Source organism: Pseudocitrobacter sp. 2023LY-00077 (genome assembly GCF_055796175.1).
This window is the reverse complement of record NZ_JBSPEI010000015.1, coordinates 145,325-164,191: the sequence shown is the minus strand read 5'-3', so window position 1 is coordinate 164,191 and position 18,867 is coordinate 145,325. Positions and strand designations below refer to the sequence as shown.

Genomic DNA, 18,867 nt, shown 5'->3' with positions numbered 1-18,867 from the left:
CTATGGCCCTGGTACGAGCGCTGAACAAAATGACGAAAGCAGGTATGCCTGAAAGCGTGCGTATTGCCTGAAAACACAACCCGCTACGGGGGAGACTTACCCGAAATCTGATTTATTCAACAAAGCCCTATCGCGCCTGAACCGTACCTATCCGGGGAAAGCGCAGTCCGGTACCTTTGTCCTCGATTTCTGGAACGAGCCCGACGAGATTTTGGGGGCTTTCCAGCCGTACTACCAGACAGCAGAACTGACGGATGTCAGCGACCCGCAACAGGTCTTTGAGCTGTTTGAAAAGCTGCGTACCAGCGGCATTTTCCTGTGGAACGAAGTGGAGCAGTTCTGCGAGGCGTTCTTCAGCAAAAACAAATCCAATGCGGCTATTAGCAATATCTGCAAACCTGCAGTGGAGCGCTGGAAGCATCGCTACACCTCAGCGATTGATGCGTATGTGCTGGCCAAAGAGATGTTTGAACGTACCAAAAAGACCGGCGATGTTGTGCTGATCACTAATGCGGAAAACACCTTTAAAGAGTGCGAGAAAGAAAAAAGTAAGCTGGATATCTTCAAGAAAGATCTCGGCAGCTTTGTCCGCTTTTACGAGTTTATGTCGCAAATCGTCGATTACGACGACAAGAACCTGGAAAAGCTGAGCCTGTTTGCCCGCCATCTGCGTCCGTTGCTGCATGAGCAGCGCATCGAAGAAGATGAGATTGATTTAAGCAACGTCGAGATGAGCCATTACCGTCTGTCGAAGCTTCACGAACAGCACCTGAAGCTGCAGGAAGATGCGGCGGAATACAAAATCACGCCGGGGAATGATGTCGGTACGGCGAAGCCGAAGGACAAGAAAGAAGAGTTTCTGTCGAATATCCTGGCGCGCCTTAACGAGCTGTTCGTCACCGATAATCTGACCGATAAAGACATGATCAATTATGCCTTCGCGGTGCGCGACAAGCTGTCAGAAAACCAGGCGGTGATGACCCAGATTGCGAACAATACGCGCGAACAGGCGATGCTGGGCGATTTCCCGAAAGCCATTGATGATGCCGTGATGGACAGCAACGACGCCCAGCAGGAGATGATGGTGCAATACCTCTCTAACCCTGAACTGGCGAAGGGCTTTGCCCGCGTGGTGTTTGATATGTTGAAAGGGGCTTAGCGCTTTTTCATCAAGGAGTGGTGTAGGAAATGCTGAATTCTTTCGAGATATACCAGGCGTTGAATGAATTGGGTTACCGGCTTGAGGCGGGAAAATTCGAGCCAAGCTATGCATCCGAACATGCGCTCGGGAATGGAAAGTATCTGTACGTCAAACGCAGCCGGGACGGCGCGGTTAATAAGAGCCCATTGGTTCTTGCACCAGAAACTCTCGCCTTAAAGGCGGAAATTGATCGCATCGAGGGTATCCACTGCCTTTGGGAAAAAGTAAAAAGCACCAGTTACCGCCGTTATCCGAAAGATAACGGTACATCCCAATATGGTTTCGCGGCTGATGTTGAGTCAGTTGAAGCGTTGCAGGCGCTGGTGGCTTTGCTGGGCGGCCAACCATCTTTTACCACCCAACCCGGAATAAAAAAAGATAACCAAAACAAGGAACAATCGCCAATGTATCCATTAAATCAGATTCTCTTTGGGCCACCAGGCACGGGTAAAACCTACAGTACCACCGAGATGGCGGTCAAAATTGCGGATAATGCATGGTACCAACAGGCTACGCTCGAACATCATGGCAATGACTTACGGGAGTTGGTAAAAGAACGCTATAAGGCGTTGGTAGAAAAGCAGCGCATTATGTTTACCACCTTCCACCAGAGCTTCTCCTATGAAGATTTTATCGAAGGGATTCGCGCGACGACTGATGAAAAATCGGGTGCGCTTCGCTACGAAGTTATGGATGGTATTTTTAAACAGCTGTGCCTGAATGCTGAAGTTAAAACGCGTGGTAGTTCAACCCAGTCATTGTCCTTGAATGGGAGACGGATTTGGAAAATGTCTCTTGGAAATACTCTTGACGGTGAAGATTATATTTTCGATGAGTGCCTTGCGAACAATTATATTCTATTAGGTTGGGGGGATAATCTTGATTTTAGTGGCTGCACGACAGCGGCTGATGTCCGACTGCGCATAGATGGAGCGAGTGATAGCCTAGTTGAGCGAAGCGAATACATGTTGACTGCGGTCAATATGTTTAAAAATATCATGCGGAATGGTGACTTGGTTATAATTTCCGATGGCAACCATAAGTTTAGGGCCATTGCCGAGATCGCTGGCGATTATCAATATCTACCCAATGATGAACGCGTAGGTTATCATCAAATGCGTAAGGTCAACTGGCTACGAACCTATTCGCCGAGCTTACCGAAAGAACAGCTGTTTTTAAAAGCACTTTCACAAATGACGTTATATGAGTTAAGGGACACCTCAATTGACAGGGAAAAACTGTCTCAACTACTGGCTCCTGTTGAAACAATTGACAATCAAGCATTACCGCACATACTCATTATCGATGAAATAAATCGTGGTAATATTGCCCGCATCTTTGGTGAATTGATTACTCTGTTGGAACCCGATAAACGATTGGGTGCCGAAGATGCCCGCACCTTAGTGTTACCGTATTCTAAACAGCTATTTTCCGTGCCCAGGAATGTCTATGTGATAGGTACTATGAATACGGCTGATAAGTCGTTAATTCAGATGGACCTGGCGTTAAGACGCCGTTTTAGCTTTAAAGAAATGCCTGCCCGACCAGAGTTGTTAGCTGGGGTCACTGCGTTTGGCGTTGATGTCGAAACGTTGTTAACGCGTATTAATCAGCGTATCGAAGCGCTACTGGATAGTGAGCATACGATTGGCCATGCTTACTTTATGCCGCTAAATAAATTAGAAAATAACGCTGACCGCGAAGCCTGTCTTGCCAGCATTTTCCAGGACAAAATCATTCCATTGCTGAGAGAGTATTTCTTTGATGATTATGAACGCATTGGTTGGGTGCTTAACGACTCAGTAAAAGCGAAAGAAAACCGTTTTATTCTGTTGCAGCAGTCAGCACAACTACCATCACTTTCTGCACTATTCCCGAAAGATATTGCGGATAGTTTGTCTGACAGGCGCTTCCGTATCAATGAACATGCTTTCGCGTCTGCAGAAGCTTATCAGGGTATTGTCGCATGATGATCCAGGTCCGGGAATATGCTCTGCTGACTTGTGATAACTCTCAACCAGCCAGTATGGATTTGGGAATAGTCTCTGAGGCAACCTTTTCCTGGCTTGAGCAATTGCAACAAACGTGGAGTGGTACTTCTCAAATTCTCTGCCGGGAAGGGAAGCGTTTTTTGCGTTTGGGAAGCTATGTCGGTTATCTACAATCCCCGAATGGCGAGTCAATTGAAATTCTGCCAAAAACCACATTTGAAGCGCCAACTGAGATAGCCCCCCTACGTCAGCTTTTACGCCGAATGCTAAGCGCCTCTTTAGGTATTACGCCCCGTGCGGCGAACCAGGCGGCATTGCAACGTAGTGACCAGCCTCTACATGAATGGATAATCAGTGAGTTTTTGCGGCATCTTGCTGATTTAGTACGCAAAGGACTGCGTTTCGATTATCACCTCATCGAGGACGAGCATAGCGCGTTCATTCGTGGTCAATTAAATGTCACTGCGCAAATGAGAATGCCTCCGGGCAGAGGCACTCATTTTCATGTACGCTATGCCGATTTTTCCCCTCAGCGTATTGAGAACCGTCTGCTGCGGACGGCTTTGGATTGTGCGTTTAAAATGACCAGACAAGGGCAGAACTGGAGACAAGCAAATTCACTTAGCCACCAACTGGATGGCATAGAGCCTGTTTTTGGCAGTACAACACAACCCTTGAGGCAATGGAGTGACGGCAAATATCTCTTCGGCTATCGCGCCATAAAGCCGTGGTGCCAGCTCATTCTTGAACAGATGAATCCAGATTTTCAATATGGATCGCATCAGGGAATTTCTCTGTTGTTCCCTATGGAAAAGTTATATGAGGGCTGGGTAGGATACGGTCTGGCTGGGGCGTTGCATCACGATTACAAACTTATAGAACAGACTAAGAGTCAGTACTTGTTAGAGCATGTTCCTGTGAGCGAAAAGTCATCTCAACGATGGTTCATGCTTAAACCAGACTTTCTTATCACCGGCAGGCAAACGGTGGTTCTTGATGCTAAATGGAAATTATTAGATAGCAGAGCTGATGATAGTCTGAGAAAGTATGGAATCAGCCAGACAGACTTGTATCAGATGTTCGCTTATGGGCAAAAGTATCTCCATGGGAAAGGCAATATGATGCTGATTTATCCGCGTCATCAGTGCTTTGCTACACCATTACCGGTGTTCCGTTTCGACGAAGATTTATCTCTATGGTGTGTACCCTTTGACCTTGAATCGGCTGAGTTGGTAAAAGGCGAGTGGCAAGGTTCCCTCCACTGCATTTCTGGTGATGAGATTCTGATGGCTCATAATGAGCAACCAAATAGCCCTGTACTTCCTGGGAGATAAAGTGATGAGAGAGCAGTAATCATGGTCTATAAAGATTTCTACCATTTAATGTTGGAGTATTTCGCTCAACCAGTTGAACTGTTTACAAGTGCGAAAAAGAAGCCTTTCACTCTGTATGCTGAAGAGCAAAAGCTGTTTGTCAGAAACGGGAAAAACAATATTAGTCGCATCAATCCGAGTGAAGTTGCAGCATTTATTGAGCGGTTTGAAGAAAGCGAAAGTTTGTTAGCTAAAGACTACCAGGATGTGACTTTCAAAGCATCCTATTTGCTGGCTGCGATGAAATATATCACTGTAAAAAGTCACTGAATCCTGATAACAAATAGCCACCTTTGCCGCTGAATGGCTATTTATTAATATCGCCTCTAACATTCCCTCCACCACAGCCCAATCTTCCCCAACTCACAAATATAAGTCGCATACCACTGCATCATATTTCTACGCTCAGCAGCGCAACAACCTGATTAATGCATTACTTATTGATTGACTTGGGGCGGAGTTTCCGTCGATGCGACTCAATGCAAAGAATTGACCCGGTGATAACACTGCTGCCCCACCCGCTTAAATTATTCAGCAGCTTTTATATTAGACCTAAATGTACATTCGTAAATAACTCACATACTATTACCCCGATTGATCTTCGCATAGTCAAATGGCGTAATCCCACTCTCCCGATTCGCATCCAGAAAATCAGCCCACCATTGCAGCATCAACCTGCGCTCATCTAAGTGTTCAGCCTTATGAATATACGCAGCCCGTACAGAGTTACGTTCCATATGGCTCATCTGCCGCTCTACTGCATCCTTCGACCACAATCCCGATTCAATCAACGAACTACATGCCATGGTCCTGAATCCATGCCCACAAACCTCCACCTTGGTGTCATACCCCATAACACGCAACGCCTTGTTCACCGTGTTTTCACTCATCGGTTTACGAGGGTTATGATCGCCAACGAAAACAAAATCACGCTCACCACTAAGCTTGTGAACCTGTTTAAGGATTTCTAATGCCTGGCGAGACAGCGGTACTAAATGAGGCGTACGCATTTTCGAGCCACGCTGTGAATACTTCACTCCTTCAATAGCTTCTCGTTCAGCCGGTATTGTCCACATTGCCGTTTCAAAATCGATTTCAGACCAACGCGCAAAGCGCAATTCACTGGAACGAATGAAGATCAATAAGGTGAGCTCAACGGCCAAGCGGGTCAAAGGGCGTCCCGTGTAACCGTCAATTCGGCGGAGTAGTTCAGGTAGACGTTTCAGCTCAAGTGCAGGGCGATGGACACGGTTACTGGAAGCAACTGCTCCAGCCATCTCTTGGGCCGGGTTGTAATCAATCAAGCCACATTGCACTGCATAGCGCATGATTGCTGTGGTTCGCTGCTGAAGACGAGAAGCGACTTCAAAGCGACCTGTAGCCTCTACGATTTTAATGGGTGCAAGCAGATCTCGAGTCTTCAGCTCTTCAATGCTCCGCTTGCCAATAGCGTGAAACAGATTATCTTCTAGGCTCTTCAGTACCCGTCGACTGTGATCCTCTGACCATTTCTTGTTAGTTGCGTGCCACTCTCTGGCAACTGACTCAAAGGTAATGGCCTCTTTCGCCTGCTCTTCTTTTACTGTTCGTTTGTGTTCACGAGGATCAATTCCTGCAGCAACAAGCCTTCTGGCCTCTTCCCTTTTTTGACGAGCATCAGCCAGTGAGGTTTCTGGGTAAACACCAAACGCCATCAGGTGCTGCTTACGACCAAAGCGAAAGCGGAACCGCCAGTATTTTGAGCCGTTAGGGTGAATCAGCAAAAACATGCCATCCCCATCGACTAAGGTGTACTCCTTTTCCTGCGGTTTTGCAGAACGCACTTTAGTATCTGTCAGAGCCATAAAAGTTCTCCTTCCATGTGCCGCTGTGAGTATACAATCATTATCGAACCAGCATATATACTCGGTTCTATACTCACAAGCGACTTGATGTGGGTTGACTCAGATTGACTTCTATTGAAAGGAAAATCGCGGAAAGCCTTGCGGATACTGGATTTCAGGCACAAAAAAAGACGTCCGTTGACGTCTATTGATGTTCCGATGGTGCCGAAGGCCGGACTCGAACCGGCACGTATTTCTACGGTTGATTTTGAATCAACTGCGTCTACCGATTTCGCCACTTCGGCACTGAAGGGTATGCGGAAAACGAGTGGATTATACCTGTCGCACGCCACCTTGCAAGCGACACCGCGCGTTCTGCGCGCTAAGTGTCGAAAAAATCAGCGTTCCCCGAACCTGGTCACACTCTTACCTTCCTCAAACGCTTTTCCTGGCGCATTCCGCTAAGCACCGCCCTGTCGCTTGCTCTACACTGTCAGTTCAACACCATAGTGAGGGAAGTACGATGTCCATCATCAAAAGCTACGCCGCGAAAAATGCGGGCGATACTCTGGAACTCTGGGAGTACGACGCGGGGGAACTTCTGCCGGAAGACGTGGAAGTTCAGGTTGATTACTGCGGGGTCTGCCATTCTGATTTGTCGATGATCGATAACGAATGGGGCATGTCTCAGTATCCGCTGGTTGCGGGTCACGAGGTGATTGGTCATGTGGTGGCGCTGGGTAGCGCTGCGCAGAATAAAGGCCTGAAAGTGGGCCAGCGCGTGGGCATTGGCTGGACGGCGCGCAGCTGTGGGCACTGCGATGCCTGTATCAGCGGCAATCAGATTAACTGTACGGAAGGGTCGCTGCCGACCATTCTCAATCGCGGCGGCTTTGCCGATAAGCTGCGTGCGGACTGGCAATGGGTGATCCCACTGCCGGAAAATATTGATATCGAAACCGCAGGCCCGCTGCTGTGCGGCGGTATCACCGTCTTTAAACCGCTGCTGATGCACCACGTGACGGCCACCAGCCGCGTTGGGGTTATCGGTATTGGCGGGCTGGGGCATATCGCCATCAAACTGCTGCGCGCGATGGGTGCGGAAGTGACGGCGTTCAGCTCGAATCCGTCGAAAGAGCAGGAAGTGCGAGCGATGGGTGCCGATAACGTGGTGAACAGCCGCGATCCGGAAGCACTGAAAGCGCTGGCGGGCCAGTTTGACTTGATTATCAACACCGTGAGCGTTGATCTCGACTGGCAGCCGTACTTCGAAGCGCTGGCTTACGGCGGTAACTTCCATACAGTTGGCGCGGTGCTGAAACCACTGCCGGTGCCGGCCTTTACGCTGATTGGCGGCGACCGCAGTATCTCCGGTTCGGCGACGGGTAACCCGGCCGAGCTGCGTAAGCTGATGAAGTTCGCCGGGCGTAGCGGCGTGACGCCGACGACCGAGCTGTTCCCGATGTCGAAAATCAACGATGCGTTGCAGCATCTGCGCGACGGCAAAGCCCGGTATCGCGTAGTGCTGAAGGCTGATTTTTGATGCCATGCCGGCGGCGTTCTGCCGCCGGTTCTCTCGTTTAGCCTTTTGCCAGTGCGGCAAAGACTTCCGCTACCGCAACCGCACCCGGGTCGGTCACGCCGTCCAGGTTCTGGCTGTTTACGTACGACGCGCGCCCCGCGCCTGCTTTTTGCATGGTCGCGGTTTTCTCCGCACCGGCTTTTGCGGCGCTTGCCGCTGCCTGTATGTCGCTATCGCGCAGCGCTTCCAGCGCCGGTTGCAGGGCGTCGATAAGCGTGCGGTCGCCCAGATCGGCTCCGCCGTACTGTTTCATCTGCGTCAGCCCTTTCAACAGCGCATCCGGCAGTGCGTCGTCGCGCTGGAGTGATTGCCCGGAAGCGGTAAAGAAGATGGACATCAGCACGCCGCTGGAGCCGCCCATCACCGTGGCCAGCCGTTCACCCACCAGTTGCAGCAACTGTGCGCCGTTGTTGAGCGGCAGTTCGCCCTTGTCGAGCAGTTCGGCGATATCACGCGCGCCCAATGCAAACGTTGAGCCGGTGTCGCCGTCGCCCACTTTGGCATCCAGCGCGTTCAGGCGGTTCTCAAGCTGGATAAGCGTCTGGGTTATCTGCCCCACACGCGCGGCAATCGCCGGGTTGTCGGAAGGCTGAATCTCGAGGGCGTCGTACACTTTGCTGTGCTTGACGGTTTTTACCGGCGCGAAGGCGACGGGTTTTAACCAGCCCACGGTCTCGACATCCGCCTGCAAGGCACGTTCAAAGTCGGGGTTCAGTTTTAATACCGAGAGCGAGAAGCCTTTCATATCCAACGAGCTCACCAGCGGCGCCGGGCCAATCAGCCAGGCAATCTGTTCCTGTAGCGCCGAATGCGCCAGCTCTTTGGTGAGCAGCGCCATCTCCAGCGCCGAGACGCCGCCGAGGTTGTTGATCAGCACCGCCACGCGGGCGTCGCCAGCCTGTTCTTTGAGGGGCTTAATCAGCATATCAATCAGCGCCTTACTGTTGTGGCTTTCCACCACCGACGCGCCCGGTTCGCCGTGAATACCCAGCCCCAACTCCACCTGCCCCGGTTTGATGCGCCCTTCTGCGTCGTCGCTGCCCGGCAGGTTGCAGCTCTCCATTGCCACGCCCAGGCTGAAAACGCTGTCGCACGCCTGTTGCGCGATGTCGCGCACTTCGCTGAGGGATTTACCGTGCTCAGCGGCATAACCGGCAATTTTATGCACCAGCGCAGTGCCCGCGATGCCGCGCGGCTGTTTGTTATCCGGCAGCGCGATGTCGTCGGCGACAATCACCATCTCGACCTTCAGGCCGTAGCGTTTGGCTTTCTCCGCCGCCAGGCCGAAGTTGAGGCGGTCGCCGGTGTAGTTTTTGACAATCAGCAGGCAGCCACGGTCACCCGTCACCGCCACAATAGCGTTAAGTACCGCATCTACACTTGGCGAGGCGAACAGGTCTCCGCACACCGCCGCCGTCAGCATGCCTTTGCCGACGAACCCGGCATGCGCGGGTTCATGGCCCGAGCCGCCGCCGGAAATCACCGCTACCCGGCTTTTATCCCAGTCACTGCGCGCGACAATCCGAATCGCCGGGTCGATATCGAGCCGCATCAGGTTGCCGTGCGGTGCGGATAACACTAAACCTTCAATCGCATCGTTGACCAGCTGTTTGCGATCGTCATAAAAGAATCTGGACATAACCTTCCAAAAAAATGCAAACCGTATGCAAAGCATAGTTCGCGCTGGATAAAGCGCCGCAAAGCGCGGAATTTCCTGCCGCCTTTTGTCGGCAATTTGCCTATACTCGACGCAGATAAATGGAGGAATAATTCAATGAGCGCACCTTTGCTAATTGCACGCACGCAGGATAAAGAGCTGCACCTGTTGCCCGGTATGGCGAACCGTCATGGGCTGATCACTGGGGCGACCGGTACCGGGAAAACCGTCACCCTGCAAAAGATGGCCGAGTCGTTCTCGGAGATTGGCGTGCCGGTGTTTATGGCGGATGTAAAAGGTGACCTGACGGGCGTTGCGCAGGCAGGCCAGGCATCAGAGAAGCTTCAGGAGCGCCTGAACAAAATTGGCGTCACCGACTGGGAGCCGCATGCGAATCCGGTGGTGGTGTGGGATATCTTTGCCGAGAAAGGCCATCCGGTGCGTGCCACGGTATCAGATCTCGGCCCGCTGCTGCTGGCGCGTTTGCTGAACCTGAATGAAGTGCAGACCGGCGTGCTGAACATTATCTTCCGCATCGCCGATGACCAGGGCTTACTGCTGCTGGACTTTAAAGATCTGCGCGCCATCACCCAGTACATCGGTGATAACGCGAAGTCGTTCCAGAATCAGTACGGCAATATCAGCAGCGCGTCGGTCGGGGCGATTCAGCGCGGGCTACTGACGCTGGAGCAGCAGGGTGCCGAGCACTTCTTCGGTGAGCCGATGCTGGATATCAAAGACTGGATGCGCACCGACAGCAACGGCAAAGGGGTGATTAACATCCTCAGCGCCGAGAAGCTCTATCAAATGCCGAAGCTCTATGCGGCGAGCCTGCTGTGGATGCTCTCCGAGCTTTACGAGCAGTTGCCGGAAGCGGGTGACCTGGAGAAACCGAAGCTGGTGTTCTTCTTCGATGAGGCGCACCTGCTGTTTAACGATGCGCCACAGGTGCTGCTGGATAAAATCGAGCAGGTGATCCGCCTGATTCGCTCGAAGGGCGTGGGCGTCTATTTTGTGTCGCAGAACCCGTCGGATATCCCGGATGCGGTGCTCGGCCAACTGGGCAACCGCGTGCAGCATGCGCTGCGAGCCTTTACGCCAAAAGATCAGAAAGCGGTGAAAACGGCGGCACAGACCATGCGTGCCAATCCGGCGTTTGATACGGAGAAAGCGATTCAGGAGCTGGGCACTGGCGAGGCGTTAATCTCGTTCCTGGATGCCAAAGGCAGCCCATCAGTGGTCGAGCGCGCAATGGTGATTGCACCTTGTTCGCGCATGGGGCCGGTTACCGACGATGAGCGTAACGGGCTGATTAACAACTCGCCGCTGTATGGCAAGTATGAGGATGCGGTTGACCGCGAATCAGCGTTCGAGATGCTGCAAAAAGGCGTGCAGACCAGCACCGAGCAGGCCAATGCGCCTGCGGCAAAAGGAAAAGCCGTTGAAGTGGATGACGGTATTCTTGGCGGGCTGAAGGATATTTTGTTCGGCACCACCGGGCCGCGCGGCGGTAAAAAAGATGGCATCGTGCAGACAGCGGCGAAAAGCGCGGTGCGCCAGGTGACCAACCAGATTGTGCGTGGAATGCTGGGAAGTTTGCTCGGGGGAAGACGGCGGTAAGGGGTTATGCGGTCTGTTATTGCCTGATGGCGCTTCGCTTATCAGGCCTACAGATCGTACTTAACCGTAGGCCGGGCAAGCGCAGCGCCCCCGGCATAAAAAAGGGAGCGAAAGCTCCCTTTTTCAAAACGTTACGCTTTTCGCATCATCAGCCAGAGGCTAATGACGAAGAAGCTGGCGCTTGGCAGCAACGCGCCAATCACTGGCGGGATGCCGTACACCAGGGTCAGTGGCCCGAAGATTTGGTCCAGCACGTAGAACACAAAACCAAAGCTGATACCGGTGACTACGCGCACACCCATCGCCACGCTACGCAGCGGGCCGAAGATGAACGACAGCGCCATCAGCATCATCACCGCCACAGAGAGCGGCTGGAAGACTTTGCTCCACATGTTGAGCTGATAACGGCCGGAATCCTGGCCGCTCGACTTCAGGTACTTCACGTAGTTATGCAGGCCGCTGATAGAGAGCGCATCCGGGTCTAACGCCACCACGCCGAGTTTGTCTGGCGTGAGGTTGGTTTTCCAGGTGCCGCTAACGGTTTGCGCACCGGTGATTTGCTTGCTGTCCGTCAGGTTGGACTCATCCACCTGCGACAAACGCCACACCTTGTTTTCCGGGTCAAACTTCGCGGAGGCCGCGTAGCGAACGGATTGCAGACGTTTTTCCGCGTTGAAGGCATAAATGCTTACGCCACCCAGTTCGTCGTTACCTTTTACCCGTTCGATATAGACAAAGTTATGGCCATCTTTCGCCCACATCCCCTGCTGGGTTGAGAGCAGCGAGCCACCATACATCGCCTGCGCACGGTAGTTACGCGCCATCTGTTCGCCCTGCGGCGCAACCCACTCACCCATCGCCATGGTCAACAAGACCAGCGGGATGGCGGTTTTCATTACCGATAACGCCACCTGCATGCGCGTAAAGCCGGAAGCCTGCATCACCACCAATTCGCTGCGCTGTGCCAGCATCCCCAGACCTAACAACGCGCCCAGCAGGGCCGCCATCGGGAAGAAGATTTGGATATCTTTCGGCATGCTCAGCAGGGTATACACCCCGGCGCCCAGCGCATCGTAGTTCCCCTGCCCGGCCTTTTTCAGCTGGTCGACAAACTTGATGATGCCGGAGAGCGACACCAGCATGAACAGCGTCATCATGATGGTGGTAAAGATCGTTTTGCCGATATAGCGGTCAAGTACACCAAATGGCTGCATCACACCGCTCCTTTAGCCGAGAAACGCGCACGGAAGCGACGCATCGGAATGGTATCCCACAGGTTCAACACCACCGCCAGCGCCAGATAGGACAGGTTCACCACCCACATCCAGATAGCCGGGTCGAGCTTGCCCTTCCCGCCGTTGGATTTGAGCGAGGTTTGCAGCAGGAAGAAGACCAGATAAAGCAGCATCGCCGGGAGCATCGACAGCACGCGGCCCTGACGAGGGTTGACCACGCTCAGCGGAACCACCATCAGCGCCATAATAGCCACCGTCAGAATCAGCGTAATGCGCCAGTGGAACTCGGCACGCGCGCGGTCATTGTCGGTATTCCACAACGTGCGCATATCCATTTGATCGGTGTCGTTCGGATCGAGCGTTACCGCCTGGTGGCCAACAATCGCCTGGTAATCTTTAAAATCGGTAATGCGGAAGTCGCGCAGCATCGCGGTGCCTTCAAAGCGAGTACCTTCGTTTAAGGTCACCACCTGAGAGCCATCTTTTAGTTGCGAAAGATGCCCCGAATCGGCGACCACCACGGAAGGACGCGCATTGCCTTTAGGACGCAACTGCGCCAAAAAGACATCGTTAAAGCTGCTGCCATCCACGCTTTCAATAAACAGCACCGAGTCGCCGTTGGTTGCCTGCTGGAACTGGCCCGCCGCCAGCGCCGCCATGCCGGGGTTAGCTTTCGCTTCCGCCAGCACTTCATCCTGGTGACGAGACGACCATGGCCCCGCCCACATAACATTCACAGCAGCAATGATACTGGTGAACAGCGCCAGCACCATGGCAGCTTTAATCAGCACCGCTTTACTGAGGCCGCAGGCGTGCATCACCGTAATTTCACTTTCGGTGTAGAGTTTGCCCAGCGTCATCAATAAGCCGAGGAACAGGCTCAGGGGGAGGATCAATTGCGCCATTTCAGGCACGCCCAGCCCCAGTAATGAGAGCACCAGATTTGTCGGGATTTCGCCGTCTACCGCCGCGCCGAGGATCCTCACCAGTTTCTGACAAAAGAAGATCAGAAGCAGGATGAAGAGGATCGCAAGCTGGCTTTTAAGCGTCTCCCGCACCAGATATCTTATGATTATCACTATAAATACGCCCGTAAAAACCCGTCTTATTGCAGGAAAATAGCTTGTTTCATGGCTTAAACGTCATTTATTCTCTTGAGTCGTCGAAAACATCGCTAAGATTATATGACTCAGCGGTTTCACGTTTCAGGACTCGGTTCTGACGTGCCAACACCGTAATAACGTTAAGATTAACACGAAGTCACCGCAACAGCGGAAATGAGTTACGAAAGCTTGCAATTCTAACTGTAGCCACCGCCGTTGTCTTTAAGATTCAGGAGCGTAGTCCATGGAGTTCAGTGTAAAAAGCGGTAGCCCGGAAAAACAGCGGAGCGCCTGCATCGTGGTCGGCGTTTTTGAACCGCGCCGCCTTTCCCCGATTGCCGAACAGCTCGATAAAATCAGTGACGGCTATATCAGCGCCCTGCTGCGTCGCGGCGAACTGGAAGGTAAACCCGGCCAGACGCTGCTGCTGCACCACGTTCCGAACGTGTTGTCAGAGCGCATTCTGCTGATTGGCTGCGGTAAAGAACGCGAGCTTGATGAGCGTCAGTATAAGCAGGTCATCCAGAAAACCATCAACACTCTGAATGATACTGGGTCGATGGAAGCCGTTTGCTTCCTGACCGAGCTGCACGTAAAAGGGCGCAACAACTACTGGAAAGTGCGTCAGGCCGTAGAAACGGCAAAAGAGACGCTGTACAGCTTCGATCAGTTGAAAACCAATAAAACCGAACCGCGCCGTCCGCTGCGTAAGATGGTCTTCAACGTGCCAACCCGCCGTGAACTGACCAGCGGCGAACGTGCGATTCAGCACGGCCTGGCCATTGCCGCCGGGATTAAAGCCGCGAAAGACCTCGGCAACATGCCGCCAAACATCTGTAATGCCGCGTATCTGGCGTCGCAGGCACGCCAGCTGGCAGACAGCTATAGCAAGAACGTGGTAACCCGCGTGATTGGCGAGCAGCAGATGAAAGAGCTGGGTATGCACTCTTATCTGGCGGTTGGCCATGGTTCGCAGAACGAATCATTGATGTCGGTGATTGAGTATAAAGGTAACGCCTCCGAAGATGCCCGCCCGATCGTGCTGGTTGGTAAAGGGTTGACCTTCGACTCCGGCGGCATCTCCATCAAGCCTGCCGAAGGCATGGATGAGATGAAGTACGACATGTGCGGCGCGGCGGCGGTTTACGGCGTGATGCGCATGGTCGCGGAACTTCAGTTGCCGATTAACGTGGTTGGCGTGCTGGCAGGCTGTGAAAACATGCCGGGTGGGCGCGCGTATCGCCCGGGCGACGTGCTGACCACCATGTCAGGCCAAACGGTCGAAGTGCTGAACACCGACGCCGAAGGCCGTCTGGTGCTGTGCGACGTGTTAACCTACGTTGAGCGTTTCGAGCCGGAAGCGGTTATCGATGTGGCGACGCTGACTGGCGCGTGCGTGATTGCCCTCGGCCATCACATCACCGGCCTGATGTCGAACCACAACCCGCTGGCGCACGAGCTGATTGGCGCGTCTGAGCAGGCGGGCGATCGCGCATGGCGTTTGCCGCTGGCGGATGAGTTCCAGGATCAACTGGAGTCCAACTTCGCGGATATGGCGAACATCGGTGGCCGTCCTGGCGGCGCGATTACCGCTGGCTGCTTCCTGTCGCGCTTTACCCGTAAGTATAACTGGGCGCACCTGGATATCGCCGGTACCGCATGGCGCTCCGGCAAGGCTAAAGGTGCAACCGGCCGCCCGGTAGCGCTGCTGTCGCAGTTCCTGCTCAACCGCGCCGGGTTTAACGGCGAAGAGTAAATTAAGGCTTTAAGGGAAACACCCTCACCCCGCCCTCTCCCTTAGGGAGAGGGAGAAAACCAGAGCAGGTCTTTAAACTTTGCACTGTCGGTCCCCTCTCCCTAAGGGAGAGGGTTAGGGTGAGGGGTCCAACGCATTTAAATCCACCACAAGAAGCCCCATATATGAAGAATGCGACGTTCTATCTTCTGGACAACGAAACCACCGTCGATGGCTTAAGCGCCGTCGAGCAACTGGTGTGCGACGTTGCCGCAGAACGTTGGCGTAGCGGTAAGCGCGTGCTGATCGCCTGTGAGGATGAGCAGCAGGCCATCCGCCTGGATGAAGCGCTGTGGGCGCGTCCGGCGGAGAGCTTTGTGCCGCATAATCTCGCGGGCGAAGGCCCTCGGGGTGGTGCGCCGGTCGAGATTGCCTGGCCGCAAAAGCGTAACAGCAGCCCGCGCGATATACTGATCAGTCTGCGACTCAATTTCGCAGATTTTGCCACCGCTTTCACAGAAGTGATAGACTTCGTTCCTTACGAAGATTCGCTTAAACAACTGGCGCGCGAACGATACAAAGCTTACCGCGTGGCTGGTTTCAACCTGAACACGGCAACCTGGAAATAATGGAAAAGACATACAACCCAAACGATATCGAACAGCCGCTTTACGAGCACTGGGAAAAGCAGGGCTATTTCAAACCGAATGGCGATGAAAGCCAGGAAAGTTTCTGCATCATGATCCCACCGCCGAACGTCACCGGCAGTTTGCATATGGGTCACGCCTTCCAGCAAACCATCATGGATACCATGATCCGCTACCAGCGCATGCAGGGTAAAAACACCCTCTGGCAGGCGGGGACCGACCATGCCGGTATCGCCACCCAGATGGTGGTTGAGCGCAAAATTGCCGCTGAAGAAGGTAAAACCCGTCACGACTATGGACGCGATGCGTTCATCGACAAAATCTGGCAGTGGAAAGCGGAATCCGGCGGCACCATCACCCGTCAGATGCGCCGTCTTGGCAACTCCGTGGACTGGGAGCGCGAGCGCTTCACCATGGACGAAGGGCTTTCCAATGCCGTGAAAGAAGTCTTCGTACGCCTCTACAAAGAAGACCTGATTTACCGTGGCAAACGCCTGGTAAACTGGGACCCGAAACTGCGCACCGCCATCTCTGACCTGGAAGTGGAAAACCGCGAGTCCAAAGGCTCGATGTGGCATATCCGCTACCCGCTGGCTGACGGCGCGAAAACCGCAGACGGTAAAGATTATCTGGTTGTCGCCACCACCCGCCCGGAAACGGTGCTGGGCGATACCGGCGTGGCCGTTAACCCGGAAGATCCGCGTTATAAAGATCTGATCGGTAAATTCGTTGTCCTGCCGCTGGTTAACCGCCGCATTCCGATCGTGGGCGACGAACACGCCGACATGGAAAAAGGCACCGGCTGCGTGAAGATCACCCCGGCGCACGACTTTAACGACTATGAAGTTGGTCGTCGTCATCAGTTGCCGATGATTAACATTCTGACCTTTGACGGTGACATTCGCGAAACGGCGGAAGTGTACGACACCAAAGGCAATGAATCTGACGTTTACTCCAGTGAGATCCCGGCTGAATTCCAGAAACTGGAACGTTTTGCCGCGCGTAAAGCGATCGTTGCTGCCGTAGACGCCCTCGGCCTGCTGGAAGAGATCAAACCGCACGACCTGACCGTTCCTTACGGCGACCGTGGCGGCGTAGTGATCGAACCGATGCTGACCGACCAGTGGTACGTGCGTGCCGACGTGCTGGCGAAACCGGCGGTTGAAGCCGTTGAAAACGGCGACATTCAGTTTGTGCCGAAGCAGTACGAAAACATGTACTTCTCCTGGATGCGCGATATTCAGGACTGGTGTATCTCTCGTCAGCTGTGGTGGGGTCACCGCATCCCGGCATGGTATGACAACGAAGGTAACGTCTACGTTGGCCGCACCGAAGAAGAAGTACGTCAGGAAAACAACCTGAGCGCCGACGTTGCGCTGCGTCAGGACGAAGACGTTCTCGATACCTGGTTCTCCTCCGCGCTGTGGACCTTCTCCACGCTCGGCTGGCCGGAAAACACCGACGCCCTGCGTCAGTTCCACCCGACCAGCGTGATGGTTTCCGGTTTCGACATCATCTTCTTCTGGATTGCCCGCATGATCATGATGACCATGCACTTCATCAAAGATGAAGATGGCAAGCCGCAGGTGCCGTTCCGCACCGTCTACATGACCGGCCTGATTCGTGACGACGAAGGCCAGAAAATGTCTAAATCCAAGGGCAACGTGATTGACCCGCTGGATATGGTTGACGGTATTTCGCTGGAAGACCTGCTGGAGAAACGCACCGGCAACATGATGCAGCCGCAGATGGCGGAGAAAATCCGCAAGCGTACCGAGAAACAGTTCCCGAACGGCATCGAGCCGCACGGCACCGACGCCCTGCGCTTCACCCTGGCGGCGCTGGCCTCTACCGGCCGCGACATCAACTGGGATATGAAACGCCTCGAAGGTTATCGTAACTTCTGTAACAAGCTGTGGAACGCCAGCCGTTTTGTGCTGATGAACACTGAAGATCAGGATTGCGGCTTCAACGGCGGTGAAATGACGCTGTCGCTGGCGGACCGCTGGATTCTGGCGGAATTCAACCAGACCGTGAAAGCGTACCGTGAAGCGCTGGACAGCTATCGTTTCGATATCGCCGCAGGCATTCTGTATGAGTTCACCTGGAACCAGTTCTGCGACTGGTATCTGGAGCTGACCAAACCGGTAATGACCGGGGGTTCTGAGTCTGAACTGCGCGGTACTCGCCATACGCTGGTGACGGTTCTGGAAGGTCTGCTGCGCCTCGCGCATCCGATCATTCCGTTCATCACCGAAACCATCTGGCAGCGTGTGAAAGTGATTTGCGGTATCACCGCCGACACCATCATGCTGCAGCCGTTCCCGGAATACGATGCGTCTCAGGTTGATGAAGCGGCGCTGGCCGACACCGAGTGGCTGAAACAGGCGATCGTTGCTGTACGTAATATTCGTGCGGAAATGAACATCGCGCCGGGCAAACCGCTGGAGCTGCTGCTGCGCGGTTGCAGTCAAGATGCACAGCGTCGTGTAAACGATAACCGTAGCTTCCTGCTGAACCTGGCGCGTCTGGAAAGCATCACCGTGCTGCCAGCCGATGACAAAGGCCCGGTATCCGTGACCAAAATCATCGACGGCGCAGAGCTGCTGATCCCGATGGCTGGCCTCATCAACAAAGAAGATGAGCTGGCGCGTCTGGCGAAAGAAGTGGCGAAGATTGAAGGTGAAATCAGCCGCATCGAAAGCAAACTGTCTAACGAAGGCTTTGTGGCGCGCGCACCGGAAGCGGTGATCGCCAAAGAGCGTGAGAAGCTGGACGGTTACGCAGAAGCGAAAGCGAAGTTGATTGAACAGCAGGCGGTGATTGCCGCGCTGTAATGCCTTAAGGTTGTGCCTGTTTGTTTGCCGGATGGCGCGTTGCTTATCCGGCCTGCATTCAGG

The 18,867-nt window shown here is 53.6% G+C and carries 13 protein-coding genes, 1 tRNA gene and 1 pseudogene; 9 read left to right on the top strand and 6 right to left on the bottom strand.

All coding sequences use genetic code 11. The features are described 5' to 3' along the window. Positions 1–121: 121 nt before the first annotated feature. From ACWWFX_RS19115 to ACWWFX_RS19100, 4 genes and pseudogenes are all read left to right on the top strand, one after another. Positions 122–1,159, top strand: a pseudogene (locus tag ACWWFX_RS19115) (type I restriction endonuclease subunit R); the annotation flags it as partial. A gap of 29 nt (positions 1,160–1,188) precedes the next feature. After that, entirely contained in the window at positions 1,189–3,171 is a 1,983-nt protein-coding gene (locus ACWWFX_RS19110) for an AAA family ATPase (RefSeq protein WP_473224488.1), read from the top strand. Continuing rightward, positions 3,168–4,526 (top strand): McrC family protein, encoded by a 1,359-nt coding sequence (locus ACWWFX_RS19105; protein WP_410684097.1) that lies wholly within the window; start codon positions 3,168–3,170, stop codon positions 4,524–4,526. The genes ACWWFX_RS19110 and ACWWFX_RS19105 overlap by 4 nt, the downstream gene beginning before the upstream one ends. 21 nt (positions 4,527–4,547) lie before the next feature. Next, the gene (locus ACWWFX_RS19100; protein ID WP_473224487.1) at positions 4,548–4,835 is read left to right on the top strand and encodes a hypothetical protein; all 288 of its coding nucleotides are present in this window, start codon (positions 4,548–4,550) and stop codon (positions 4,833–4,835) included. 305 nt (positions 4,836–5,140) lie between these two features. On the opposite strand, the gene ACWWFX_RS19095 is transcribed toward ACWWFX_RS19100, so the two are convergent. Further along, positions 5,141–6,409: a tyrosine-type recombinase/integrase gene (locus tag ACWWFX_RS19095; protein ID WP_275146695.1), complete on the bottom strand. Its 1,269-nt coding sequence runs from the start codon at positions 6,407–6,409 to the stop codon at positions 5,141–5,143. Positions 6,410–6,608: 199 nt separating this feature from the next. Beyond that, positions 6,609–6,693: transfer RNA gene (locus ACWWFX_RS19090), tRNA-Leu, on the bottom strand. 218 nt (positions 6,694–6,911) lie between these two features. Between ACWWFX_RS19090 and ahr the strand changes: the two genes are divergently transcribed. Continuing rightward, positions 6,912–7,931, top strand: coding sequence for an NADPH-dependent aldehyde reductase Ahr (gene ahr / locus ACWWFX_RS19085; RefSeq protein WP_015966097.1), 1,020 nt, complete (start codon positions 6,912–6,914; stop codon positions 7,929–7,931). A 37-nt stretch (positions 7,932–7,968) separates the two neighbouring features. On the opposite strand, the gene ACWWFX_RS19080 is transcribed toward ahr, so the two are convergent. Continuing rightward, on the bottom strand, positions 7,969–9,609 hold the full coding sequence (locus tag ACWWFX_RS19080) for a dihydroxyacetone kinase subunit DhaK (protein WP_473224486.1): 1,641 nt from the start codon (positions 9,607–9,609) through the stop codon (positions 7,969–7,971). Positions 9,610–9,711: 102 nt separating this feature from the next. Between ACWWFX_RS19080 and ACWWFX_RS19075 the strand changes: the two genes are divergently transcribed. Beyond that, a complete protein-coding gene (locus ACWWFX_RS19075; RefSeq protein ID WP_276220768.1) occupies positions 9,712–11,247 on the top strand; it encodes a helicase HerA-like C-terminal domain-containing protein in 1,536 nt (511 codons plus the stop codon). 131 nt (positions 11,248–11,378) lie between these two features. On the opposite strand, the gene lptG is transcribed toward ACWWFX_RS19075, so the two are convergent. The 3 genes from lptG to ACWWFX_RS19060 form a co-directional block, all read right to left on the bottom strand. After that, positions 11,379–12,461 carry an LPS export ABC transporter permease LptG gene (gene lptG, locus ACWWFX_RS19070; protein WP_015966099.1) on the bottom strand — a complete coding sequence of 361 codons (1,083 nt, stop codon included), beginning with the start codon at positions 12,459–12,461 and terminating at the stop codon, positions 11,379–11,381. Continuing rightward, positions 12,461–13,561 carry an LPS export ABC transporter permease LptF gene (gene lptF, locus ACWWFX_RS19065; RefSeq protein WP_276220570.1) on the bottom strand — a complete coding sequence of 367 codons (1,101 nt, stop codon included), beginning with the start codon at positions 13,559–13,561 and terminating at the stop codon, positions 12,461–12,463. Before lptF ends, lptG begins: the two co-directional genes overlap by 1 nt. A gap of 63 nt (positions 13,562–13,624) precedes the next feature. Further along, positions 13,625–13,675, bottom strand: coding sequence for a hypothetical protein (locus ACWWFX_RS19060; RefSeq protein WP_217448718.1), 51 nt, complete (start codon positions 13,673–13,675; stop codon positions 13,625–13,627). 154 nt (positions 13,676–13,829) lie between these two features. On the opposite strand from ACWWFX_RS19060, the gene pepA reads away from it, so the two are divergent. The 3 genes from pepA (at position 13,830) to ACWWFX_RS19045 (ending at position 18,804) form a co-directional block, all read left to right on the top strand. After that, complete coding sequence (gene pepA / locus ACWWFX_RS19055) at positions 13,830–15,341, top strand: leucyl aminopeptidase (protein ID WP_015966101.1); 1,512 nt, start codon at positions 13,830–13,832, stop codon at positions 15,339–15,341. Between the two features lie 164 nt (positions 15,342–15,505). Continuing rightward, the gene (gene holC / locus ACWWFX_RS19050; RefSeq protein WP_108476199.1) at positions 15,506–15,949 is read left to right on the top strand and encodes a DNA polymerase III subunit chi; all 444 of its coding nucleotides are present in this window, start codon (positions 15,506–15,508) and stop codon (positions 15,947–15,949) included. Beyond that, positions 15,949–18,804, top strand: coding sequence for a valine--tRNA ligase (locus ACWWFX_RS19045; RefSeq protein WP_473224485.1), 2,856 nt, complete (start codon positions 15,949–15,951; stop codon positions 18,802–18,804). Before holC ends, ACWWFX_RS19045 begins: the two co-directional genes overlap by 1 nt. The last annotated feature ends 63 nt before the right edge of the window (positions 18,805–18,867 follow it).